General features: G+C 71.5%; 17 protein-coding genes. 12 read left to right on the forward strand and 5 right to left on the reverse strand.

From position 1 onward, the window contains the following. Positions 1-79 precede the first annotated feature (79 nt). Positions 80-1,921, reverse strand: coding sequence for a translation elongation factor 4 (gene lepA, locus BDW27_RS00920; protein ID WP_017546317.1), 1,842 nt, complete (start codon positions 1,919-1,921; stop codon positions 80-82). A 271-nt stretch (positions 1,922-2,192) separates the two neighbouring features. Here lepA and BDW27_RS00925 point away from each other — a divergent pair, with 271 nt between their 5' ends. The 5 genes from BDW27_RS00925 (at position 2,193) to holA (ending at position 9,316) form a co-directional block, all read left to right on the forward strand. Then, positions 2,193-3,182, forward strand: a complete 990-nt coding sequence (locus BDW27_RS00925; protein WP_199560505.1) for a hypothetical protein — start codon at positions 2,193-2,195, stop codon at positions 3,180-3,182. 255 nt (positions 3,183-3,437) lie between these two features. Next, positions 3,438-3,707 (forward strand): 30S ribosomal protein S20, encoded by a 270-nt coding sequence (gene rpsT, locus BDW27_RS00930; RefSeq protein ID WP_017546319.1) that lies wholly within the window; start codon positions 3,438-3,440, stop codon positions 3,705-3,707. A 396-nt stretch (positions 3,708-4,103) separates the two neighbouring features. Beyond that, on the forward strand, positions 4,104-5,864 hold the full coding sequence (locus BDW27_RS27345) for a helix-hairpin-helix domain-containing protein (protein ID WP_199560506.1): 1,761 nt from the start codon (positions 4,104-4,106) through the stop codon (positions 5,862-5,864). A 2-nt stretch (positions 5,865-5,866) separates the two neighbouring features. Continuing rightward, complete coding sequence (locus BDW27_RS00940; protein WP_110047825.1) at positions 5,867-8,197, forward strand: ComEC/Rec2 family competence protein; 2,331 nt, start codon at positions 5,867-5,869, stop codon at positions 8,195-8,197. A gap of 156 nt (positions 8,198-8,353) precedes the next feature. Beyond that, positions 8,354-9,316 (forward strand): DNA polymerase III subunit delta, encoded by a 963-nt coding sequence (holA, locus tag BDW27_RS00945; RefSeq protein WP_026129569.1) that lies wholly within the window; start codon positions 8,354-8,356, stop codon positions 9,314-9,316. A gap of 107 nt (positions 9,317-9,423) precedes the next feature. Here the strand turns inward: holA and BDW27_RS00950 are convergent, their stop codons facing one another. After that, positions 9,424-10,632 carry an amidohydrolase family protein gene (locus BDW27_RS00950; RefSeq protein WP_110047826.1) on the reverse strand — a complete coding sequence of 403 codons (1,209 nt, stop codon included), beginning with the start codon at positions 10,630-10,632 and terminating at the stop codon, positions 9,424-9,426. 468 nt (positions 10,633-11,100) lie between these two features. Next, positions 11,101-12,612, reverse strand: a complete 1,512-nt coding sequence (hflX, locus tag BDW27_RS00955; RefSeq protein ID WP_110047827.1) for a GTPase HflX — start codon at positions 12,610-12,612, stop codon at positions 11,101-11,103. Positions 12,613-12,948: 336 nt separating this feature from the next. Between hflX and aceB the strand changes: the two genes are divergently transcribed. From aceB to BDW27_RS00975, 4 genes are all read left to right on the forward strand, one after another. Next, positions 12,949-14,553, forward strand: a complete 1,605-nt coding sequence (aceB, locus tag BDW27_RS00960) for a malate synthase A (RefSeq protein WP_110047828.1) — start codon at positions 12,949-12,951, stop codon at positions 14,551-14,553. Positions 14,554-14,776: 223 nt separating this feature from the next. Next, on the forward strand, positions 14,777-16,261 hold the full coding sequence (locus BDW27_RS00965) for an FAD-linked oxidase C-terminal domain-containing protein (protein ID WP_110048078.1): 1,485 nt from the start codon (positions 14,777-14,779) through the stop codon (positions 16,259-16,261). A gap of 21 nt (positions 16,262-16,282) precedes the next feature. Then, a complete protein-coding gene (locus tag BDW27_RS00970) occupies positions 16,283-17,539 on the forward strand; it encodes an FAD-binding oxidoreductase (RefSeq protein ID WP_110047829.1) in 1,257 nt (418 codons plus the stop codon). Between the two features lie 44 nt (positions 17,540-17,583). Then, positions 17,584-18,933, forward strand: coding sequence for a (Fe-S)-binding protein (locus BDW27_RS00975; protein ID WP_110047830.1), 1,350 nt, complete (start codon positions 17,584-17,586; stop codon positions 18,931-18,933). Between the two features lie 17 nt (positions 18,934-18,950). Here BDW27_RS00975 and dapF read toward each other — a convergent pair whose 3' ends face one another. After that, positions 18,951-19,775, reverse strand: a complete 825-nt coding sequence (gene dapF, locus BDW27_RS00980; RefSeq protein ID WP_110047831.1) for a diaminopimelate epimerase — start codon at positions 19,773-19,775, stop codon at positions 18,951-18,953. A gap of 110 nt (positions 19,776-19,885) precedes the next feature. Here dapF and miaA point away from each other — a divergent pair, with 110 nt between their 5' ends. Then, on the forward strand, positions 19,886-20,878 hold the full coding sequence (gene miaA, locus BDW27_RS00985) for a tRNA (adenosine(37)-N6)-dimethylallyltransferase MiaA (RefSeq protein ID WP_110047832.1): 993 nt from the start codon (positions 19,886-19,888) through the stop codon (positions 20,876-20,878). Positions 20,879-20,899: 21 nt separating this feature from the next. On the opposite strand, the gene BDW27_RS00990 is transcribed toward miaA, so the two are convergent. Next, positions 20,900-21,574 (reverse strand): class III extradiol dioxygenase subunit B-like domain-containing protein, encoded by a 675-nt coding sequence (locus tag BDW27_RS00990; protein WP_017546335.1) that lies wholly within the window; start codon positions 21,572-21,574, stop codon positions 20,900-20,902. 240 nt (positions 21,575-21,814) lie between these two features. Here BDW27_RS00990 and BDW27_RS00995 point away from each other — a divergent pair, with 240 nt between their 5' ends. Continuing rightward, complete coding sequence (locus BDW27_RS00995; protein ID WP_110047833.1) at positions 21,815-22,570, forward strand: TetR/AcrR family transcriptional regulator; 756 nt, start codon at positions 21,815-21,817, stop codon at positions 22,568-22,570. A 19-nt stretch (positions 22,571-22,589) separates the two neighbouring features. Continuing rightward, positions 22,590-23,882, forward strand: a complete 1,293-nt coding sequence (locus BDW27_RS01000; RefSeq protein WP_110047834.1) for a cytochrome P450 — start codon at positions 22,590-22,592, stop codon at positions 23,880-23,882. The last annotated feature ends 56 nt before the right edge of the window (positions 23,883-23,938 follow it).

Consider the following 23,938-nt stretch of genomic DNA (forward strand, 5'->3'; position numbering starts at 1 on the left):
AGAGGGGCGCTCCTGGCGGGGGCGCCCCTCTCTCGTGTTACCGGCCCCCGGGCGGCGGTGCGCCGACCGGGGCCGTCCCCTACTTCTTCTTCTTGTCCTCGGCACCGCTGGTGTCGGTGGACAGCGCGGAGATGAAGGCCTCCTGGGGCACCTCGACCCGGCCGACCATCTTCATCCGCTTCTTGCCCTCCTTCTGCTTCTCCAGCAGCTTGCGCTTACGGCTGATGTCGCCGCCGTAGCACTTGGAGAGCACGTCCTTGCGGATGGCGCGGATGTTCTCACGAGCGATGACCCGGGCGCCGATGGCGGCCTGGACCGGGACCTCGAACTGCTGCCGCGGGATGAGCTCGCGCAGCTTCTTGGTCATCTCCACACCGTAGGCGTAGGACTTCTCCTTGTGGACGATCGCGGAGAACGCGTCGACCGGCTCGCCCTGGAGGAGGATGTCCACCTTGACGAGGTCGGCCTTCTGCTCGCCGATGGGCTCGTAGTCCAGGGAGGCGTACCCCTTGGTCCGGGACTTGAGGGCGTCGAAGAAGTCGAAGACGATCTCCGCCATGGGCAGCGTGTACCGCATCTCGACGCGGTCCTCGGACAGGTAGTCCATGCCCTGGAGCTCACCGCGGCGGTCCTGGCACAGCTCCATGATCTGACCGATGTAGTCGGAGGGGCTCAGGACCGTGGCCTTGACCATCGGCTCGTAGATGCCCTCGATCTTGCCGGTGGGGAACTCGCTGGGGTTGGTCACCACGTGCTCGGCGCCGTCCTCCATGTCCACGCGGTAGATCACGTTGGGCGCGGTGGAAATGAGGTCGAGGTTGAACTCGCGCTCGAGGCGGGCGCGGGTGATCTCCAGGTGGAGCAGGCCCAGGAAGCCGCAGCGGAAGCCGAAGCCGAGGGCCGCGGAGGTCTCCGGCTCGAAGGCCAGCGCGGCGTCGTTCAGCTGGAGCTTCTCCAGGGCGTCGCGCAGCACCGGGTAGTCGGTGCCCTCGATCGGGTACAGGCCCGAGAACACCATCGGCTTGGGTTCCTGGTAGCCGCCGAGCATGTCGGTGGCGGGCTTGGCCAGGGAGGTGATGGTGTCACCCACCTTGGACTGGCGCACGTCCTTCACGCCGGTGATGATGTAGCCGACCTCGCCCACGCCCAGCCCCTGGCACTTGGTCGGCTCGGGCGAGCTGACGCCGATCTCCAGGATCTCGTGGGAGGCCTTGGTGGACATCATCTGGATGCGCTCACGCGGGCTGAGGTGACCGTCCACGACCCGAACGTAGGTGACCACGCCGCGGTAGGTGTCGTAGACCGAGTCGAAGATCATCGCGCGGGCCGGGGCGTCGGCCTGGCCGACGGGCGGCGGGATCTGGTTGACGATCTCGTTGAGCAGGTCCTCGACGCCCTCGCCGGTCTTCGCGCTCACCTTGAGGACGTCGGAGGCCTCGCAGCCGATGATCCCGGCGAGCTCCTCGGCGTACTTCTCGGGCTGCGCGGCGGGCAGGTCGATCTTGTTCAGGACCGGGATGATGGTGAGGTCGTTCTCCAGCGCCATGTAGAGGTTGGCGAGGGTCTGGGCCTCGATGCCCTGCGCGGCGTCGACCAGCAGGATCGCGCCCTCACACGCGGCCAGGGAGCGCGACACCTCGTAGGTGAAGTCGACGTGGCCGGGGGTGTCGATGAGGTCGAGCGTGTAGGTCCGGTCGTCCACGGCCGTGAACGGGATGCGCACGGCCTGCGACTTGATCGTGATGCCGCGCTCGCGCTCGATGTCCATGCGGTCCAGGTACTGGGCGCGCATCTGACGGTCCTCGACGACGCCCGTGATCTGGAGCATCCGGTCGGCCAGCGTCGACTTGCCATGGTCGATGTGCGCGATGATGCAGAAGTTGCGGATCAGCGCGGGATCGGTCCAGTTCGGCTGTGCCACCGTGCTCCGTTCACAGGGTTGGGTGTGGGTCGTCGCGCGCCTGGGGTGGCGCCGCCCCGCCGGGCTCTCGGTGATGGGAGGACCATCCGGCCACGGCATCGTCCATCATCCCACGGCGCCGAGACCGTCCTCACCGGAAGCGGCCGGTGAGGATACGGCAGTATGGGCGCGAGCGCGGGACCTGAGTCCAGATTATGCGACCTGGGACCGGAAACGGGCGATGCGGGTGCCCAGCGGACGAGGGCGCCGGACGAGAGCGGGTGGCGTACGGGTGAAGTGGCTACTGAAACGGTTGCTGGCCGGAGTGGCGGCGGTCCTGGTCGTGGTGGTGGGCGCCGGCGCGCTGCTGGCCTACCAGTACTCGGGGTCGCCCGAGGACTGGGCCGCCTCCCAGGGCGCGGACGCGGCGTGGGTGGGTTCGTGGGCGGACACGGGGGCCCTGGAGGGCCTGCTGGACACGGGCTCGGTGAGCACGCTGTACGTGTACGCGGGTGAGGTGGACGCGGACGGCAGTGTGGAGCGGGTGCCGGACACCGGGGTCCTGCTGTCGTGGCTGGACGCGAACTTCCCCGACGTGGAGGCGCTGGCGTGGCTGCGGCACGTGGAGTCGGGTTCGTCGCTCATCCGGGACCGGTTCGACGCCCCGGCCCGGGAGGCCCTGGCCCCGGTCGTCGCCGAGGTGGGCGCGGACGGGTTCGACGGGGTGCACCTGGAGATCCGTCCGGTGACAGTGAACGACCCGTCCCTGCCCTCCCTCATGGAACTGGTGCGGGAGGAGCTGGACGAGGACGCGCTGCTGTCGGTCCAGGCCCATCACGTGGAGCTGGTGCCCGGTGGGCGGGTCGCGTCGTTCGTCGCGGGCGGCGAGGAGAAGTACTGGTCGAAGGGATATCTGGACCGGGTGACCGAGCACGCGGACCAGGTCGTGCTGCCGGGGGTGGGGGCGAACATGCCCTCGGCGGGGTTGTACGGCGGGTTCATGGTGCGGCAGGTGACCGAGGCGGTGACGGCGCTGCGCACCCGCGAGGACGTCACCGTGAGGTTCGGGGTGCCGACCTACGAGAGCGAACAGTGGGGGCCGGTCACGGAGAACGAGACGGCGCTGACCGCGATCGCCGCCGTCCGGTTGGGGATGTCGAGGGTCGAGGAGGTCCCGGAGACGATGACCCTGGGCGTGTCCCTGTACCTGGTGGACGAGGCCGCGGAGGGTGATCTGACCGCCTACCGGACGGCCTGGCTGTCCCCGGTGGGAGAGCGGTGACGGTTCGGGGAGCGCGTGGTGGCCCATCCCGAGGGGGCGAACGGGCGGTGCGCACCCCCGGGGTCCCGAGTGGTCCGCATGGTGCGGCATACTGAGAAGTCCGTGTCTCGGACTTCCACGTTCGAATTTGAGCCCTGTGGACTCACACACACCCTGCGTCGGCGCCCACGCAGGCCTCTCATGGAACGGCTGCCCATGGGATGAGCCGCCTGTTCGACCGACGCGAAGATCACAGTAACTGGAGCACGTTTTCGCATGGCGAACATCAAGTCGCAGAAGAAGCGCATTCGGCAGAACGAGAAGGCTCGTGTCCGCAACCAGGCGGTGCGCTCTTCCCTGAAGACGGCCGTTCGGAAGTTCCGCGAAGCTGCCGAGGCCGGGAACGTCGAGCAGGCCACCGTCGCGCAGCGTGACGCCGCTCGCGCCCTGGACAAGGCCAGCAGCAAGGGCGTCATCCACAAGAACCAGGCCGCGAACCGCAAGAGCGCGATCGCCAAGCGCCTGGACGCCCTTCAGTCCGCCTAGGGACTCAGGGCAAGAAGGCTTCGCGAGGGCCCGGTCCGCCAGGACCGGGCCCTTCGTCATGCCCAGCGCCTCCCGCGCGGGCCCGTCCGATCGCCCCGGCTGGTCCTGACCTGACGCGGCGGGCCGCCCAGCGCGGGTCCTCGAAACCGGTGTGGGACCGGGGGCGCACACGGGCCCAGCCTCTAGGCCCGGGAACTCCCTCGTGTGGGAGTTGTCCACAGGTCGCACCGGCCCCCTGGATCGTCGGCGCCGATCCTGGTTTGCTCGATATCGGGGGAGCCTCGGTCTCCGCCCGCGCAAGCCTGCCCGAAACCGGGTGCCCCGCGCCCCGGCGAGTTATCCACAGATCGAAACTGGCCGATGACAGGGGGTTCCGGCCTACCTAGCGTTGGATCCATGACCGCTTCGCGCCGGTCGCGGCGCACATCTCCCCTGTCAGACCCCGAGGAACGGCTCCGCACCCTCGGCCTGGGCTCCTCCCCCACCGCCGAACCGCCGCGCGTCCTCGCCCCCAGCCCCCTTCCCGATCCCACGTCCGTGGTGACCCTCCCCCGGCCTCCCTACGCGGTCGGCGGGGCGGATACCCCCTACCTCCCCGACGGCCACGAGCCGGGGCGGAGCCCGCACTGGACCTCTCCCTCCCCACCGGGACCGCTGTGGAACCGAACGGCCGCGGCCACGGATCAGACGGAGTGGCCGCCAGAGGACTCCCTGGACCCGGAGTCCTCGCCCACCGTCCGGATCACACCGAACCCCGGCGGCCTCCCCAGCGCCTCCTCCCAACTCGACCCCCGGGAGGAACCACCACCGGGTGAGGTGTCTCCCGTCTCGGGCGGCGCAGCACCCCCGGCCTCCTGGGTGGGCACACCCGCGAAACCGCACGAGGGGGTTTCCTCGGACGGCTGGTCCGGGACGTCGGTACGGCCCCTCGAAGACCCCGAACTCGACGGCCACGACACCGCGCTGACGGACTCCGCAGCCCGGCGGCCACCCGAGTCCTGGAACGATGCGGCGCGGCGGCTCCACGGGACGGCCCCCGAGGACTGGGACGACGGCGCCGCAGACGCGCGGCAGGGAGGGCACCCGGGGCCCCGACTCCGGACCGGCCACACCGCGCGACGGCACCACGAGGTCGCTCCCGAGCCCGAGCCCGGCCAGGAACCCTGGACGTACGACGGCGACTCAGTCGGCGATCAGGCCGGGCGGCCCTCGGAACTCCGGTCCGGCCCCACCGTGCGACAGCACCACGAGGTGGTGTCCGAGTTCGCCCCGGAGGCCCTGGCCAACGACTCCGCAGGCACTGGCGAACGGGAGCGGCCAACGTGGGAGCAGCCGGTCGTCGTGGCACCCGAGGGCGGACCCGAGTCCGGGCCCGGGGCCCGGCACGCGCCTGGGCCGGGGCGACCTCCGGGCGGGCGAGAGGGCCTGAGCCAGGCTGCGGCCCGGCCACCGTCCGGGTACACGGAACTGTCTCCTGAGGGTCCTGGTTCGGTCCTGGAACGGGTGGCCGAGCGTTGGGGCTCCCACTCCGCGCTGTCCCGGCGGGCGGTGGTGGCCCTGTTGGTCGTGGGGCTGCTCGCCGTGGCGGGTGCCTTCCTGGCCCTGCGTGACCGCCCCGAAGAGGTGACCGTGTCCGACCTGGCGGACCAGGCCTCCCCGGTCGGCCATGACACGGACCAAGAGACCGCGCCCGGGGACGGGGGCGGAACGGGTGAGGAGTCCGCGGAACCGGGCGGGGACGTGGTGGTGCACGTGGGCGGTGAGGTCGCCGAGCCCGGGCTGTACACCATGCCCGCCGGATCGCGCGTGGCCGACGCGGTGGAGGAGGCGGGCGGTCCGTTGCCCGAAGCCGACCTGGACCTGGTCAACCTCGCCCGGCCGTTGACTGACGGCGAACGCGTCCTCGTGGGAGTCCCCCAACCGGACGGTGGGTCGGGTGACGGACCCGAGGGCAGCGGCCCCCTGGTCAACCTCAACCTGGCCGGGCAGGCCGAACTCGAGACGCTTCCGGGGATCGGGCAGAAGAAGGCCCAGCAGATCCTCGCCCACCGTGAGTCGCTCGGCGGGGCGTTCAGCGGCGTCGAGGACCTGCTGGGTGTGGAAGGCATCGCGGAGAAGACGTTCAGGAACCTCGAACCCCACGTGACGGTGGGGTGAGGGTGGTCAGCTGGCTGGGTACCGACGCGCACGGTCTGGACCGACCACCGGACCTCAAACTGTTTCTCCCCGCCGTCGCCGCCTGGCTGGCCGCGCTCGGCGCACTGGCCGTCCCACCATGGCTCGCGTGGTCGTTCGCGGGAGTGCTGGGTTTCGCAGCGCTGGCGGCACTCATGGTGCACCACCACGTACTGGAGGCCCCGGCGTTGGCCCTGGTCGCCACGTTGGCCTGTGGCGCGACGGTGGCGGCGGTGGCGGGGGTCCACGTGCATCGGAACGCCTCCAGCGCCGCAACGGCGGCCACGGAACAGGGCGGTGAGGCGGCCTTCCGCGCGGTGGTCACCACCGATCCGCGTTCCAGGGCCGGCCTGCCGCGTCCGGGCCGAGCCGAGTGGGTGGTGCCCGCGCACACCGAGTGGGTTCGGGTGGACGGTGCGGAGCGGGTGTCGCGAGCCCCGGTGGTGGTATTGGCCTCCGGACCGGGCTGGGAGGAGCTGCTGCCGGGCCAGAGCTTCGAGGCGCACGGTTCCTTCCTGGCCTCGGACGACGACCAGCTCACCGCCGCCCTGGTACTCGTGCGGGGTCCTCCGGAGGCGGTGGGCGAACCCGGGAGGTTTCAGGCGTTCGCGGGTGAGGTCCGGTCGGGCCTGCGCGAGGCCTCCGCAGGTCTGTCCCAGCCCGAGCGGGGGCTCCTCCCGGCACTGATCGTCGGTGACGTGTCCGCGTTGCCGGAACGCACGGCCGAGGACTTCCGAGCCACCGGGATGACGCACCTGCTCACCGTCAGCGGCGCCAACCTCGCGATCCTCACCGGGTTCGTTCTGGGGGTGGCCAGGTGGACACGCGCGCCCACCTGGTGCGCGGTGCTGGGCGGCGCCCTGATGATCTGGGTGTTCGTCCTGGTGTGCCGTCCCGAGCCGAGCGTGGTGCGGGCGGCGTTCATGGGGTCCCTGGGTCTGTTGGCGTTGGCCACCGGCAGAGCGCAGGCGGGGATGCGGGCTCTGTGCGCCACCGTGGTGGGGGTGCTGTTCGTCGCGCCCGGCCTGGCCGCGTCCTACGGGTTCGCGCTGTCTGTGCTGGCCACGGCGGGAATTCTGGTGCTCGTTCCCGGTTGGGCCCGGGCCTGGTCGGAACGCTGGCCCCGCCCGGTGGCCGAGGGCTTCGCGGTCGCGGTGGCCGCGCAGGTGGCGGTCGCACCGGTGCTGGTGCTGCTGTCCGGCGAGGTGTCCTGGGTGGCGATCCCGGCCAACGTGCTGGCCGCGCCCGTGGTGGCGGTGGTGACCGTGGCCGGGTCGGCGCTGACCGCTCTGGCGTCGGTGTGGCCGGGCGGCGCCGCCTTCCTGGTGCCCCTGCCCGGGCTGGGTGTGTCCTGGATCGCCCTCGTGGCCGAGACCGGGGCGCGGGTCCCCTACGGCGCGCTGCCCTGGCGGTCGGACGTGGTGGGCGGCCTGTTGTTGGCCGTGGTGCTGCTGGTGTTCCTGCTGACCCGTGGCCTGACCCGGCGGGTGCTCGCCGCCGTGGCGGTGGCCGTGCTGGTCCTGGGGTTGGCCGCCCGCTGCGTGCCGGGAGGGTGGCCGCCGCCTGGATGGGCCCTGGTCGCCTGCGACGTGGGCCAGGGGGACGCGTTCGTGCTGTCCGCGGGTGGAGGGGAGGCTGTGGTCTTCGACACCGGGGACGACCCGGACCTGGTGGACGGCTGTCTGGACCGCCTGGGGATACGCGTGGTGCCGCTGCTGGTCCTCAGCCACGACCACGCCGATCACGTGGACGGCGCACCCGGCGTGCTGCGGCACCGGAGGGTTCCGGTGGCGCTGGCCCCGCCGGGGTTCGGTGAGGGCCCGGCGGGCCGTCTGTTGGCAGAGGAGGGGGTGGAACTGCACGAAGCTCAGCGGGGGCAGCGGTTCCGGGTGGGTCCGTGGCTGCTGCGGGTGCTCTGGCCCAGGAGCGGGTTCGTGGGGTCGGTGAACGACACCTCGGTGGTCGTGCGCGCCGACGGCCCGCAGATGTCCGTGCTGCTCACCGGGGACATCGAGATGGAGGCCCAGAGCGCACTGCTGCGTGAGCCCGAAGCCGAGCTGTTGTCGGTGACGGTGCTGACCACGCCCCACCACGGCTCGAACACCCAGGTCCCCGCCTTCCTCACAGCCACGGAGGCGACGGTGGCGGTCACCTCCGCTGGCCGGGAGAACTCCTACGGTCACCCCACCCCGTTCACGGTGGGAGTGCTGGAGGGGATGGCGCAGGCGCACGCGCGCACCGACCTCGACGGTGACGTCGCCGTCCTGGGCGGACCGGTACGGGTGGCCACCCGTGGCCCGAGACCCGACCCGTAGGTAGCGCCACCGCGAGGTGGGCGTCCGACTCGGCAAGGCACTGTCGCGGACACACGCCCCGGGAGCGAAGGCACGAACAGGGTCTGGGAGCGAGGAGGCAAGCAGCTATGGGCCATCGGGCACCGGTTGGTCGGTGGAGCGTGGCATCCTCGTTGTATGCCTGCACCCGCCCTCATCACGCTCATCGTCGGCGACGAGGAGCTCCTCGTCGACCGGGCCGTGGCCGCTGTCGTCGCCTCGGCCCGCGCGGAAGACCCCGAGGTGGACGTCCACGACCTCGTGCCCGCCCAGGTGGGCCTGTCCACCCTGGTGGAGGTCACGTCGCCCTCGCTCTTCGGCGACCGCCGGGTGGTGGTGATCCGCTCCTCCCAGGACCTGGTCAAGGATCTGGCGGCGACCGTCACCGACTACCTCAAGGCGCCCGCCGACGACGTGTTCATGGTGCTCACCCACGCGGGTGGCGCCAAGGGCAAGGCACTGCTCCAGGCCGCGGTGAAGGCCGGGGCCCAGCGGGTGGACTGCAAGGGTCCCACCAAGGGGCCCGAGCGGGTCGCCTTCGTCAAGAGCGAGTTCTCCTCCGCCGGACGGCAGATCACTCAGGACGCCGCGCAGGCGCTGGTGGACGCGGTCGGCACCGAGCTGCGTGAGATCGCCGCGGCCTGCACCCAGCTGATCGCGGACACCGAGGGCAGGGTGGACGCGGCGGCGGTGGCCAGGTACCACTCCGGCAAGGCGGAGGCCTCCGGATTCACCGTCGCCGACCGTGCCGTGGAGGGTCGCCTGCCCGAGGCCCTGGAACAGCTGCGCTGGTCCCTCGCGGTGGGCACCGCCCCGGTGCTCATCAACAGCGCCCTGGCCGGTGCCGTGCGCGGGATCGCGGTGGCCGCCCAGCCTCCGCGCGGCATGAACGAGGCGGAGCTGGCCAAGCGGGCCAAGGTACCGCCGTGGAAGCTGCGTACCCTGCGTCAGCAGGCTCGTGGGTGGAACGCGGCCGGGGTGACCCGGGCGATGGCGGTGATCGCCGAGACCGACGCGCTCATCAAGGGTGCCGGACGCGATCCCGAGTACGCGCTGGAGCGCGCGGTGATCGAGATCGCCCGCGCCCGAGGCACCCGCTGAACGGAACCGCAAGCCTCGGCAGCGATCACTGAACCCTGACCAGGGACGCGGGGGCGCCCACGAACCCGGCACCGGTGTCCGATGCTCGACGCGCTCCCCGGGTGACCTCAGTGGATGGTGCGGCCGCCCTGCCACACCCGCAGGGTGTGCAGGCCCATGGACCACGCGAAGGCTCCCTCGTGGTCGGCGTCCCACTGCACCAGGTCGGCCAGCATCCCCGGAGCGATCATGCCCCGGTCGTTCAGACCCAGCGCGTGCGCGCTGCCCGCCGTGGCGGCGTTGAGCGCCTCCTGGACGGTCATCTCGAACATGGACACCGCGAGGGAGATGACCAGCGGCATGGACGTGGTTCCCGACTGGCCCGGGTTGTGGTCGGTGCCCAGACCCACGGGGACGCCGTGGTCGAGCAGGGCGCGCACCGGCGGGGTGCGGCGCTCGTGCAGGGCAGTGGTGGGGCAGGCCACGACGGGGGTGCGGGTGGACGCCAGGGCGAGCAGGTCCTCGTCGTCGGCCTCGTGGACGAGGTCCACCGAGGAGCAGCCCAGCTCGGCCGCCATCCGCACGGCCCCGTGCCGGGGCCGCGAGCAGGCGTGCAGGGTGGTGCGCAGACCCACGGACTGGCCCACGCCCAGGAGCATGTGGGCGTCCTCGGTGGTGAACTGCTGGTTGTCGCAGTACACGTCCACGCCGTCCGCCCCGGCCATGGCGGCGTCGCTGAGCCAGGAGGCCGCGGTGGCCACGTACTCCTTGGGGCGGCCGAAGAACTCCGGTGGGACCCCGTGCGCGGGGAAGAACGTGACGTGCAGGCGGGGCATGCCGGGTTCCTCCTCCAGAGAGCGCAGCAGACGCACGTCGGCGAGTTCGCCGTCCCGGGTGAGGTGGTAGCCGGTCTTGGCCTCCACCGTGGTGCTGCCGGACAGCACCCAGTGCCGGAGTCGTTCCCGGACCGCGTTGCACAGCGTCCAGGGGTCGGTCCCCCGGGTGATGGTGACGGTCGTCGAGACCCCGCCGCCGGCCGCGAAGATGTCCGCGCGGGTGGCGCCCTTGGCCCACATGTTGACCTCGGCGTACCGGTCGCCCGCGTAGACGGGGTGGCAGTGGGCGTCGACCAGGCCGGGGGTGATGAGTCCGCCGCCGATGTTGACGACCTCGTCGACCTCGGTGAGGTCCTCCATCACTCCGGGGATGCGTTGGGGGAGCTCGGCCGCGTGGCCGACCCAGGCGATCCGGTCGTTGTCCATCAGGATGGCGGCTTTGGTGAGCAGCTCGTTCCCGGTCCACAGCCGACCGATGTTGGTGAGGAGTACTACCGTCATGGGGTGGTCCGCCCTCGCCGGTCAGATCCGCCGCGGGACGCGCGGAGCAGGGGCGTGGGGTGCGCGGGCGGGCATGGCGACCTCGTATCTGGATGCGATTCCGACAGGGCCGTGGGCGACCCGGAGTCGCCTCGCGGTGCCTTGACAGTGGGGGTTCGCATCGGCCCGGGGGGACAGCGATCACTGCCGGCCAGTGCTCCAAAACCGTAGTCCATCCTCGGAGCCCGTGTACACCTCCCCGAGGGGACGAATGCGAGCGTTAACGAGCGAAACTCGCAAGCAAGCAGAGTGATGAAGACCACCCGGACCCCCGTTGAGCTGGCCTTCCACGCCCGGATTCTTCGCTGCCGCCTTTCACGCGGAACGTGAGGGCTCAGGGCTCCACTCTCCCGGGGGGGCGTTCCCGACACAACGCGGCCGGGACGTCACGGGGACGTCCCGGCCGTGTGTTCTCCGACCCGCCCGGGTTCAGACGTTGCTGGGCGTGTACTCGTCGAGCTTGGCGGCGAGCAGTTCGGGGACGAAGGCGTGCAGCGCCGTGCCGTCTCCGGTGTGCTCCTCGCTGATGATGCGGCCCTCCTCGTGCACCCTGGCGATGAGGTCGCCCCGCGAGTACGGGACCAGGGCCCGCACTTCCTTGGCGAGCTCGGGCAGCGCCTCGGCCAGCGCGGTGACCAGTGCGGCAACGCCCTCGCCGGTGCGCGCCGACACCTCGACCAGGTCGGGGTAGCGCGTGCGCAGCGTCTTGAGCGTGTCCGGGTCGGCGGCGTCGACCTTGTTCACCACGATGAGCTCGGGCACGTCCACGGCCTCGATCTCGGCGAACACCTCACGGACCGCGCTGATCTGCTGTTCGGGGTCGGGGTGGGAACCGTCGACCACGTGCAGGATCAGGTCGGAGTCGGCGACCTCCTCCAGGGTGGAGCGGAACGCCTCCACCAGCTGGTGCGGCAGGTGCCGGACGAAGCCGACGGTGTCGCTCAGCGTGAAGCCGCGGCCGTCGGGCGTGCGGGCCTGACGGACGGTCGGGTCCAGGGTGGCGAACAGCGCGTTCTCCACCAGCACCCCGGCGCCGGTGAGCCGGTTGAGCAGGCTCGACTTGCCCGCGTTGGTGTACCCGGCGATCGCCACCGAGGGCACCTCGCGGGTACGGCGGACGTCCTTCTTGACCTCGCGCGCGGTGCGCATGTGGGCGAGCTGACGGCGCAGCTTGGCCATCTTGTCGTTGATGCGCCGGCGGTCGGTCTCGATCTTGGTCTCACCGGGACCGCGCAGTCCCACGCCACCGCCCGCGCCGCCTCCGCCGGAGCCGCCCGCCTGTCGGGACAGGGAGTCACCCCAGCCGCGCAGTCGCGGGAGCAGGTAGTTGAGCTGGGCGAGTTCGACCTGGGCCTTGCCCTCACTGCTGCTGGCGTGCTGGGCGAAGATGTCGAGGATCAGGGCGGTCCTGTCGACCACCTTGACCTTCACGACGTCCTCCAGCTGGCGCAGCTGGCCGGGGGTGAGTTCACCGTCGCAGATGACGGTGTCGGCGCCGGTGGCCTCGACGATGTCGCGCAGTTCCGCCGCCTTGCCCTTGCCGACATAGGTCGCGGGGTCGGGCTTGGAGCGGCGCTGGGTGAGTCCTTCGAGGACGAGGGCGCCAGCCGTCTCGGCGAGTGCGGCGAGTTCGGTCAGTGAGTTGTCGGCCTCGGCCTGGTTCCCCCTGGTCCAGACGCCGATGAGCACGACTCGTTCTAGCCGCAGCTTCCGGTACTCGACCTCGGTGACGTCGGTGAGCTCGGTGGACAGCCCCTGGACGCGGCGGAGCGCGTGCCGTTCGGCCAGCTCCATCTCGCCCTGGTCGGGTGCGTGACCCTGGTCCTCGTGGTGGGCACCGCCGGTGGCCTCGCCGCCGATGGTGCTCCCCTCACGGAAGTCGTCCTCGCCGAGGCCCTCGTGGCCCGCGTGGTCGCTTCCGTGGGTGTCAGCTGTATTCATATCCCTCCAGGTGGGTCAACGCATGTGCCGCCATGGTTCTTCCCGGAGCGGAGTCGGCGGCCCGTGATCACGATGCTCGCACCTCCGCTCGGGCAGGGCATCCGAATTATCGCAGGGAACGTGACACAGGCCATGCCGCCGCGTGGGCACGTGAGACCCTTGGAGTAGATCGGACTCTCAAGAAGCGCAGATCTTCCGCCGGAACTTTGGACATACTTCCGCCTTCATGAAGATCTCCACTGATCAAGCGTGTGAGTGACGTTGACCGCTCGACATCAAGATAGTAGCTTCATTTCCACATACCAGAAGCTTATTTCGTATTGCGGAAGGTTATCCATGGGCGCCACGCACGGGGTCGAGATCACCGGCCCCCTCAACGATCGGTTCGACGAGATCCTCACCGAGGAGGCCCTCGCCCTCGTCGCCGAGCTGCACCGCACCTTCGAGTCGCGACGCCGGGAGCTGCTGGCCGCGCGTCGGACCCGCGAGGAGCGGATCGCCGCCGGAGAGGACCTCGACTTCCTCCCCGAGACCAGGCACATCCGCGAGGACGACAGCTGGAAGGTGGCACCGGCCGCCCCTGGCATCACCGACCGCCGCGTCGAGATCACCGGTCCTACGGACCGCAAGATGACGATCAACGCGCTCAACTCCGGCGCCAAGGTCTGGCTGGCCGACTTCGAGGACGCCAACACCCCGCTGTGGGAGAACATGATCCAGGGGCAGCTCAACCTGCGTGACGCCCTGGACCGCGAGATCGACTTCACCTCCCCCCAGGGCAAGACCTACGCCCTCAAGGACGACTCCGAGCTGGCCACGATCGTGGTCCGCCCGCGCGGCTGGCACCTGGACGAGAAGCACGTCCTCGTCGACGGCCAGCGCGCCAGCGGCGGCATCGTCGACTTCGCGCTGTACTTCTTCCACAGCGCCAAGCGCCAGATCGCCAAGGGCAAGGGCCCCTACTTCTACCTGCCGAAGATGCAGAGCCACCTCGAGGCCCGTCTCTGGAACGACATCTTCGTGCTGGCCCAGGAGCGCTTGGAGATCCCCCGCGGGACCATCCGCGCCACCTGCCTGATCGAGACCATCCCGGCCGCGTTCGAGATGGAGGAGATCCTCTACGAGCTGCGCGAGCACTCCGCCGGTCTCAACGCCGGTCGCTGGGACTACCTCTTCAGCATCATCAAGACCCACCGCACCCGGGGCCGCAGGTTCCTGCTGCCCGAGCGCAACGCCGTCACCATGACCGCGCCCATGATGCGCGCCTACACCGAGCTGCTGGTCAAGACCTGCCACAAGCGCGGCGCCCACGCCATCGGCGGCATGGCCGCCTTCATCCCCTCCCGCAGGGACGAGGAGGTCAACCGGAACGCCTTCGCCAAGGTCCGCGACGACAAGTCCCGCGAGTCCGGCGACGGCTTCGACGGCTCCTGGGTCGCCCACCCCGACCTGGTCCCGATCGCCCGCGAGATCTTCGACGGCGTCCTGGGCGACCGCCCCAACCAGATCGACAAGCAGCGCCCCGAGGTCGAGGTGACCGCCGCCGACCTGCTCTCCGTGGACCAGACCCCGGGCGGCGTGACGCTCGCCGGTCTGCGCGGCAACGTCAACGTCGCCCTCCAGTACCTGGCGGCGTGGATGGGCGGCAACGGCGCGGTGGCGATCCACAACCTCATGGAGGACGCCGCCACCGCCGAGATCTCGCGGTCCCAGATCTGGCAGTGGCTGCACAACGACGTCACCCTGGACGGCGGTGAGAAGGTCACCGCCGAGCTGGTCAGGCAGATCATCGGCGGGGAGCTGGCCGCCATCCGCGAGTCCCTCGGCGCCAACTTCAACGAGGACCTGTACAAGCAGGCCAGCGAGCTCTTCACCGAGGTCGCCCTGGACGACGACTACGTCGACTTCCTGACCCTGCCCGCCTACGAGCGCATGCCGTAGCGAACCGGGACCCGTCCAGCGCGGCCAACCTGGACGGATCGGGCCGGTCCGCGGTGCTCGCCCCACGGGCCCGTCGGACCCCCATCGGTTTCACACAACGAAATGCCGTTTCCACCGTGCCCCTTGCTTCGGCAGGGGGCACGGTCGTACGGTCCCCTTGCGAGGCCGAAGTCGGAGAACGCCACCCCCAGCCGTGTTCTCCGTACGGAACCGGGAGGCGCCCATGACCACGTCCGCACCCGACACGCCCACGGTGCTGACCGCCCTGGTTCCCCGGCTGCGCGAGATCTGCGGCGAGGACGGGGTCCTGACCGACCCCTCCCAACGACGCGTCTACGAGAGCGACGGCCTCACCTACCACCGCGCGACCCCCGGTGTCGTGGTCATGCCGACCACCACCGAGCAGGTCGCCGCCGTGATCCGGCTCTGCGCCAGGCACCGCGTCCCCTACGTCCCGCGCGGAGCGGGCACCGGCCTGTCGGCGGGGGCGCTCCCCCACGCCGAGGGCGTACTCCTGGTCACCTCGCGCATGCGCCGCATCGTCGAGATCGATGTCGAGAACGAGTGCGCCGTGGTCGAACCGGGCGTGGCCAACCTCGACATCACCCGGGCCGCCAGCCCCCACGGCTACTACTACGCGCCCGACCCCTCCAGCCAGCAGGTGTGCTCGGTCGGCGGCAACGTCGCGGAGAACTCCGGCGGAGCCCACTGTCTCAAGTACGGGTTCACCGTCAACCACGTGCGCGGACTCCAGATCGTCACCCCGGCGGGCGAGATCGTGGAACTCGGCGGCAAGGCTCCGGGCGCGCACGGATACGACCTCATCGGGGCCTTCGTCGGCTCGGAGGGCACCCTGGGCGTGGCCACGCGCGTCACCGTGTCCCTGACCCGCTCCCCCGAGAAGACCGTCACCCTGCTGTCGGCGTTCACCTCGCTGGACGCGGGCGGGCAGGCCGTGAGCGCCATCATCTCCGCCGGGGTGCTGCCGTCCGCCATCGAGATGATGGACGCCCTGGCCATCGAGGCCGCCGAGCTGGCCGTGGCCTGCGACTACCCCGAGGGCGCCGCCGCCGTGCTGGTGGTGGAGCTGGACGGCCCCGCTGAGGAGGTCGACGCCCAGCTCGAGCGGGTCACCGCCCTGTGCGCGGACGCCGGTTCCTTCGAGACCCGCGCGGCCAGCGGCGCCGAGGAGCGCGCCCTCATCTGGAAGGGGCGTAAGTCGGCCTTCGCGGCCGTGGGCCGGATCAGCCCGTCCTACATCGTCCAGGACGGGGTGGTGCCGCGCACCGCCCTGGGCGAGGTGCTGGGCCGGATCTCCGCACTGTCGGAGGAGTCCGGCATCCGGGTGGCCAACGTGTTCCACGCCGGAGACGGCAACCTGCACCCGCTCGTGCTGTTCGACGACGCCGAGCCCGGCGCGGGCGAGCGCGCCGAGCGGGTGTCCGGGGCGATCCTGGACCTGTGCATCGAGCACGGCGGCTCCATCACCGGCGAACACGGTGTGGGCGTGGACAAGGCGTGCAAGATGCCCCGCATGTTCGACGACGCCGCGTTGGAGACCTTCGACCTGTTCCGGCGGGCCTTCGACCCTGACGGGATCGCCAACCCGGAGAAGCTGTTGCCCACGCCGCGGCTGTGCGGTGAGCGGCCGGGGGTGCGCACAGGGGTCCATCCGCTGGTGGCGTCCGGGGAGGCCGAGCAGTTCTGATCCGTCCGGGCCGTGGACGGTATGGGAGTGACGAGTGGGCCGGGAGGGCCGAGGGTGAACCTGGATGTCGAGGGCTGCGACCTGCGGGAGGCGACCGCTGAGGACTCCGTGTGCGGGGTGGAGCCCCGGTACGTGGCGACGCCGGACGACACCGACGCCCTCGCGGGGGTGATGGCGGCGGCTCACCGGAACGCGCTGTCGGTGACTGTTCGCGGTGGCGGCACCGCCCTGGACTGGGGCTGGCCGCCCCGTTCCCTGGACCTGCTGGTGGACGTCTCCGCGCTCTCCTGGACCGACCACAACGCCGGTGACCTGGTGGTGGAGGTCGGCGCGGGCACCCGGGTCGCCGACCTGTACGCGGCGCTGGCCTCGGCCGGGCAGCGGCTGTCCTACGATCCGGTCAGGACCGGCGGCACGGTGGGCGGTGCGGTGGCCACGGGGGTGAGCGGCCCGCGCCGTCTGCTCTCCGGCGCGCTGCGCGACCTCGTGATCGGGATGACGGTGGTGCGCGCGGACGGTGTGGTGGCCCGCAGCGGCGGCCGGGTGGTGAAGAACGTGGCCGGGTACGACCTGGCCAAGCTGCACACCGGCGGGTACGGCACGCTCGGCGTGATCGCCTCGGTCGCCTTCCGTCTGCACCCCCTTCCAGAGTCGCTGCGGGTGGTGAGCGCCCGCGTGTCCTCCCGACCACTCGCCGAGCGGGCCCTGGCCGCGCTCAGGGCGACCTCCGTGGTTCCCTCGGCCGTGGAACTCGACTGGCCCGCCGAGGGACCCGGGCGGCTGGACGTGGTGCTGGAGGGCACCCCGGCCGGACTGGAGGCGCGCGCGGAGAGGACAGCGCTGGCCCTGACCGAGGGGTCGGAGGGATCCCCCACCATCGCCGAGACCCTGCCCGAGGGCTGGGGCCTGCTGCCCGGCGAGGGCACGCTCGCCCTGGTCACCGCCCCACCAGCGGAGAGCGTCGCGGCCGCCGCTTGGGTGTCGGAGGTCTCCGGAGCGGTCGACGCGGGCGCGCACACCCGCGGTTCGGCGTCCACCGGTTCCCTCGTCGTGTCCTTCCCGCCGGGAACCGACCCGGAGCGGATCGGGCTGGTGGTGGACGGCGTGCGCTCGGCCGCCGAACATCCGCTGGTCCTGCTGCGCGCGGGACCGGACGTGCGGGCCTCCGGGATCAGTCCGTGGGGCGACGTCCCCGGGCTGGGCCTGATGCGCGCGGTCAAGGACTCCCTCGACCCCGGGCACCGCCTGTCCCCCGGCCGGTTCGCCGGGGGGATCTGAGCCAGCCGACCCGCCACCCGTTCGCCTCGATCCAGGGAGCCCGCGTGACCGACCTACCGACCGAACCGGCCAGCGGTGGTCCCGGCGAGCGAGAGCGGCTCTTCGGTGACCTGCTGAGCGACTGCGTGCACTGCGGGTTCTGTCTGCCCACGTGCCCCACCAACGTGCTGTGGGGGCAGGAGATGGACTCCCCGCGCGGGCGCATCCACCTCATGGGCCAGATGCATGAGGAGGACGTGCTCACCGAGACCGCCGTGGGGCACTTCGACAACTGTCTGGGGTGCCTGGCGTGCGTGTCCTCGTGCCCCTCCGGGGTGGCCTACGACGCCCTCATCGAGCACACCCGGTTCCGGGTCGAGGAGGAACACCGGCGCACCCCGGGCGAACGCGCCCTGCGCGCCGCCGTGTTCTCGCTCTTCCCCCACCGTCGACGCCTCAGGGCGCTGCGCGGGCCGCTGCGCGCCTACCAGGCGAGCGGGGTCTCCGCGCTGGTCCGCAGGTCAGGGGTCCTGGACCGGATCTCACCGACCCTGGCCACCATGGAGCGGATCGCGCCGCCCCTGTCGGCTCCCCCTCCCCCGCTGCCCGAACTCGTCCCCGCCGTCGGTGAGCGTCGTGCCCGGGTGGGCATGCTGGTGGGCTGTGTACAGGGAGCGTTCTTCCCCGAGGTCAACACGGCCACCGCCCGCGTGCTCGCCCTGGAGGGCTGTGAGGTGGTGATCCCGCGCGCCCAGGGGTGCTGCGGAGCGCTGTCGGGCCACTCGGGTCGGCTCACCGAGGCGGCCAAGTTCGCCAAGGGGCTGGTGGAGGTGTTCGAGGCCAGCCAGGTGGAGCGGATCGTGGTGAACTCGGCCGGGTGCGGGTCCAGCATGAAGCACTTCGATCGGACCCTGGAGGAGGCCGGGGCGGGACCGGCGTGGGTGGAGCGGGCCAGGGCCGTCTCGTCGAAGGTGGTGGACCTGACGGAGTACCTGGTGGCCCTGGGGCCGCGGGCCGAGCGGCACCCGATCCCCCTCCGTGTGGCCTACCACGACGCGTGCCACCTTTCCCACGGCCAGGGCGTCACCAGCCAACCGCGCGAGCTGCTCCGGCAGATCCCCGGCCTGGAAGTGGTGGACCTGCCCAACAAGGAGATCTGCTGCGGTTCGGCGGGCGTGTACAACCTGTTCAAGCCGGACGCCGCGGGCGAGCTGGGTGATCGCAAGGGCGCCGACGTGGCCTCCACCGGGGCCGGGATCCTGGTGTCCGGCAACCCGGGGTGCTCGCTCCAGATCGCCTCGGCCATGGAGCGCGCGGGTTCGTCGGTGGCCGTGACCCACACCGCCCAGCTCCTGGACGCCTCCCTGCGCGGTCTGGACGCGCGACGGCTGTGGGGAGCGCGCGAACGACGGTGAACCGTCGAGCGGTCCCGTCAGAGCAGGATGGTCTCGCCCTCGGCGACGATCGCGGCGGGGCCGCTCAGGCGGGCGCCGGAGGCGTCGAGGTAGACCGTGCACTCCCCGCCGGGGACGCGCACCCGCCACGTGGCGCCCTCGCCCGCCGGGGTGGCCGCCGCGGCCGCGGCGACGATGCCGGTGCCGCAGGAACGGGTCTCACCGGAACCCCGCTCGTACACGCGCATCTCCAGCACACCGGGGCCGACCTCGGAGTACACCTCGACGTTGGCCCCTTCGGGGAAGGCCTCGTCGTCGAGAGCGGGCAGTTCGGTGAGGTCGATCCCGGCGACGGGGGCGTCGACCTCGCAGGCCAGGTGCGGGTTGCCCACGGAGATGCGGGCGCCGTGCACGACCTGCCGGGCGAGCTTGGCCGAGGAGGTGCCCAGCCGCTCGACCCGGCCCATGTCCACGGTGACGTCGCCGTCGGCCTCGATCACGACGGCCTTGGCGCCGTCCCGGGTACCGACCTCGAAGCGGTCGTCCGTGACGAGACCGGCGTGCCGCAGGTAGTGGGCGAAGACCCGCACCCCGTTGCCGCACATCTCGGCGACGCTGCCGTCCGAGTTGCGGTAGTCCATGAACCACTCGGTCCGCTCGGCGGTGCGGGCGGCCGGGGCGAGCGCCTCACCGAGGGCGGGCGTGCGCACCACCCGGAGGACACCGTCACCCCCGATACCGGCCCGTCGGTCGCACAGCGACCGGACGGTCTCCTCCGTGAGCTGAAGCTCCCCGTCGGGGTCGGGGAGGATCACGAAGTCGTTCTCAGTTCCGTGGCCCTTGGCGAATCGCATGCTGGCCATCCTAGACGCGCACGTCCAGGTCATCGAACGGAGCGCTCTCCCACCGAACTCCCACCGATCTCTCACCCGCTCTGGCCACGGAACCGGCCGGACGTGGCTAGGCTGGAGGGATGATCAAGGTGATCGCGGTCGTGGGCCCGACCGCTGTGGGCAAGTCGGACCTGGCCGTCGATCTGGCGGAGTGGTTGGAGGAACGCACCGGCCGCCGGGGCGAGGTGATCAACGCCGACTCCATGCAGCTGTACCGGGGCATGGACATCGGCACCGCGAAGCTCCCCTTCGAGGAGCGCCGGGGCGTGCCGCACCACCTGCTGGACATCTGGGACGTGCACGAACCCGCCGACGTCGCCACCTACCAGACCCTCGCCCGCGAGCGGGTGGACGACTGCGCGGACCGCGACGTCATCCCCGTCCTCGTGGGCGGTTCCGGTCTGTACGTGCGCGCGGTCCTGGACCACATGGAGTTCCCTGGCACCAACCCCCGTGTGCGGGCGCGGCTGGAGAACGAGCTGGCCGACGTGGGACCGGGGCTGATGCACGCCAGGCTGGCCGAGGCCGACCCCGAGGCCGCCCGCACCATCCTGCCCGGCAACGGTCGGCGGATCGTCCGCGCGCTGGAGGTCATCGAGCTGACCGGGCGGCCGTTCACCGCCAACCTGCCCGACCACACCTCCTTCTACCCGTGTGTGCAGCTGGGGCTGAGCGCCCCGCGCCCCGAGCTCGACGAGCGCATCGACCTGCGGGTCGAGCGCATGTGGGGCCAGGGGCTGTTGGAGGAGGTCCGCCGCCTGGACAAGCAGGGACTGCGCGAGGGGCGCACCGCGTCCAAGGCGCTGGGCTACGCGCAGGCCCTCGCCCAGTTGGACGGGGAGCTCACCGAGACCGAGGCCAAGGAGCAGACCGCCCAGGCCACCCGCCGGTTCGCCCGGCGCCAGGAGTCGTGGTTCCGCCGCGACCACCGGGTGCACTGGCTGCCCTACGACGCCCCGAACCTGCTGGAGCGGGCGATGGCCCAGGTGGAGTCGGCGTTGTCCGGCCGTACCGAGGAGCCGGGCGAGGCCCTGGTGGACGTCGCCACGGTGCTGCCCAACTCCCAGCGCTGATCCGGGGTCCGGGCCTTCGGCTCAGGACCAGGCGGCCACGAAGTACCCCACGCCGTAGGGTGCTTCGTAGGCCAACAGGTCGCCGGTGAGGGCCGCCTCCCCGGCGGCCCCGGCCAGGACCTGCCAGGCGGGGCGCCCGGCCACCATGAGTTCGAGGGCCAGCTCGGGGTCGAGCCCGGCCAGGTGGGCGGTGTCCGCCTTGCCCAGGGCCTCGGCGACGGCGTCGTCGTGGGGCACGGCGCGCTCGTCCACGTACCCCGGTGAGTGTTCGGTCCTGCGAGCGCTTCCGTCGCCCATGACCAGCAACGCCACCCGGTCCGCGGATCCGGCGAGCTCGGCGCCGAGCTCCGCCGCCCGCTCCGCTGTGACGCTGGAGGGCACCTCCAGGTAGCCGTCGGGCTCCAGCCCATTGCGCTCCGCCAGCCAGCGGCCGGTCGTGGCCGCCAGGTCGAGGACGGCCGGGGCCGGCCCCACCCGCACGGCGACCCCGAAGTCGGCGAGGTCCCCTCCGGTGTCGGGACCGAACCGCCGCTCGGTCGGCCCCCGGCCCACGACGAGGAGTCGGTCGGCCCCGCCGAGCCCGGCGACGGCGCGGTCGCAGGCGGCGCGCAGGCCGTCCAGGTCCGGCGCCGCTCCCCGGGCGATCTCGGGGAACAGGACGGGCGGATGCGGGCACACGGCGGCGGCGATCAACACAAGGGCGAGGCTATCGTTCCCGTCCCCTCCGGTTCCCCGTCCCCGCGTGCTCGCTCCGCCGGTTTCTCCGCGGGTCTTGTCTCGGGCCGCGATCTGACCTAGCTTTGACTGTGTGACCAGATTTGAAATCTGGTCACAGAGTCAGAGTGATGCGGCCCGGGAACGGAGGTCTGGATATGGTCTTCGCGTCAAGGCTGGTGAGCGCCCTCACCGGCGGCCCCCGTACCGAAGGAGCCGTACGTGTCCCCGTCCCCCGACCACCACTCCCAGGACCGGCCCGCGTCGGAACGCGACACCCGGGCCGAACGCATCCTCGACGCCGCCGAGGAGCTCATGGTGGCCTGGGGGCACCGCAAGACCACCATCGACGACGTGGCGCGCCGCGCGGGGGTCGGCAAGGGCACCGTCTACCTGCACTTCCCCACCAAGGAGCGGCTCTTCCTCACGGTCCTGCTGCGCGCCCAGCACGACATGGTCGGCCGCCTCCTGGCCCTCATCAGGCAGGACCCCCGGTCCGCCCGGCCGAGCGAGATCGCGCGCCACATCTACCTCCTCCAGTTCGACTCCCCCGTCGTCCACGCGCTCTACAACAACGGCAGCGACGAACTCAGCTCCTTCTCCCGCACCCTTCCCCACCTGGTCAAGGACCTGACCGAGGCCCGACAGAAGGCCCTGCGTGACTACTGGGACCTCCTGGAGGAACACGGAGTCCTGGGGCCCCAGCTCCCCGCCGACCAGCGGTTCCACGCCTACTGCTCCACCGTCATCGGACACCTGCTCTCCGAACCCCTGCTCGCCCAGCAGGGATTTCCCGTGCCCGACCGCACCACCAGGGCAGATCTGGCCGCGCACAGCCTCCGCCTGCTCCTGGAGCAGGACGTGCCCGACTCGGCCATGCGGGCCACGCAGGCGGGGGCCGTCGCGATCTTCACCGGGCTCGAGCAGCTCCTGACCGGCGAGATCGAGGAACAGAAACGCGTCAAGCGCAGCACGTAGACCCCACGAGGAGGGGCACATGCACACCGCCACACCCACCACGGACCAGTCCCGCGATCCCGAGCCCGTCAACATGCGCGCCGAGGAGTTCACCGCGCGACCACTGGAGGTCATCGAGCGGATTCGGGCCGCGGGCGGTTCCGCGCCGGTCGTGTTCGTCGACGGCCAGGCGGCGCGGGCCTTCGTCGACGACGCCGACGTGCGCGCCATCCTCAGTGACCGGCGGTTCGTCGTCGACCCCGAGAACGTGCCCGACGGGCCGACCGGGGCCCGACGATCCGACGCCATGGCCGCTCTGGGCCTGCGCCCCGACCTCATCACCTACCTCACCGAGTCACTGCTGGACAAGGACGGCTCCGACCACGCCCGCCTGCGCAAACTCGTCTCCCGTACCTTCACCGTGCGACGCGTCAACGAGATGCGTCCGAGCGTCGAGCGAATCACCACCGACCTACTGGCGGCGCTCCCCGAACACGCGGACGAGGACGGTGTGGTCGACCTGATCGAACACTTCGCCTACCCGCTGCCCATCACGGTCATCTGCGACCTCGTGGGGGTCCCCGTGGCGGACCGCGGGCAGTGGCACGCCTGGAGCCACCAACTGGCGCGGTTCGACCCCGCCCGGCCCGAGGTGATGAACCGCGTGCTCGGCGAGATGATCGACCACATCGAGGCGATGATCGTCGAGCGCCGCGAACACCCGCGGGAGGACCTCCTCGACGCGCTCGTGCGCGCACGGGACGAGGTCGGCGGCCGCCTCTCCCAGAGCGAACTGGTCACCCTGGTGTTCACGCTGGTCATCGCCGGCCACGAGACCACCGCCCACTTGCTGGGCAACGGCACCCGCGCACTCTTGGAGCACCCCGACCAGTTGGCCCTGCTCCGGTCCGACCCCGGTCTGCTGCCCGCCGCCGTCCACGAGATGCTCCGCGTCGGCGGTACCGCCGTCACGGCCAAGGCCCGGTACGCCACGGAGGACGTCCGGCTCTCCCGTGGCGCGGTGGCCGCCGGGGAGCGGGCGGTGGCGCTGGTCGCCGGGGCCAACCACGACCCGGGTGTCCACCCCGACCCGTACCGGTTCGACGTCACCCGCCACCAGGACAGGCCGGGCGAGGCGCACGTGGCCTTCGGACACGGCGCGCACTACTGCCTGGGCGCGGCCCTGGCACGCCAGGAAGGGGAGGTCGCCGTCGGCGCCCTGTTCGCGACCTACCCGGAGCTGTCCCTGGTGCCGGGCCGACCGCCGGTGCGCGACACCGTACCGGGGACGCTGAGGCTGAGGGAGCTCCCGGTCCGACTCCGACCCGCGTAGACGTGGGGCAGCGCGCCCGAACAGCGCGAGGCCCCCGGCGCGTGTGCGTCGGGGGC

This window comes from Nocardiopsis sp. L17-MgMaSL7, assembly GCF_003182025.1.
GTDB classification, from domain to species: domain Bacteria; phylum Actinomycetota; class Actinomycetes; order Streptosporangiales; family Streptosporangiaceae; genus Nocardiopsis; species Nocardiopsis prasina.

What these genes read in the sequence shown, in the direction of transcription:
- rpsT (WP_017546319.1), top strand. Translation starts at nt 3,438, where the DNA reads ATGGCGAACATCAAGTCGCAGAAGAAGCGCATTCGGCAGAACGAGAAG.
- BDW27_RS27345 (WP_199560506.1), top strand. Translation starts at nt 4,104, where the DNA reads ATGACCGCTTCGCGCCGGTCGCGGCGCACATCTCCCCTGTCAGACCCC.
- holA (WP_026129569.1), top strand. Translation starts at nt 8,354, where the DNA reads ATGCCTGCACCCGCCCTCATCACGCTCATCGTCGGCGACGAGGAGCTC.
- BDW27_RS00950 (WP_110047826.1), bottom strand. Translation starts at nt 10,632, where the DNA reads ATGACGGTAGTACTCCTCACCAACATCGGTCGGCTGTGGACCGGGAAC.
- hflX (WP_110047827.1), bottom strand. Translation starts at nt 12,612, where the DNA reads ATGAATACAGCTGACACCCACGGAAGCGACCACGCGGGCCACGAGGGC.
- aceB (WP_110047828.1), top strand. Translation starts at nt 12,949, where the DNA reads ATGGGCGCCACGCACGGGGTCGAGATCACCGGCCCCCTCAACGATCGG.
- BDW27_RS00965 (WP_110048078.1), top strand. Translation starts at nt 14,777, where the DNA reads ATGACCACGTCCGCACCCGACACGCCCACGGTGCTGACCGCCCTGGTT.
- BDW27_RS00970 (WP_110047829.1), top strand. Translation starts at nt 16,283, where the DNA reads ATGGGAGTGACGAGTGGGCCGGGAGGGCCGAGGGTGAACCTGGATGTC.
- dapF (WP_110047831.1), bottom strand. Translation starts at nt 19,775, where the DNA reads ATGGCCAGCATGCGATTCGCCAAGGGCCACGGAACTGAGAACGACTTC.
- miaA (WP_110047832.1), top strand. Translation starts at nt 19,886, where the DNA reads ATGATCAAGGTGATCGCGGTCGTGGGCCCGACCGCTGTGGGCAAGTCG.
- BDW27_RS01000 (WP_110047834.1), top strand. Translation starts at nt 22,590, where the DNA reads ATGCACACCGCCACACCCACCACGGACCAGTCCCGCGATCCCGAGCCC.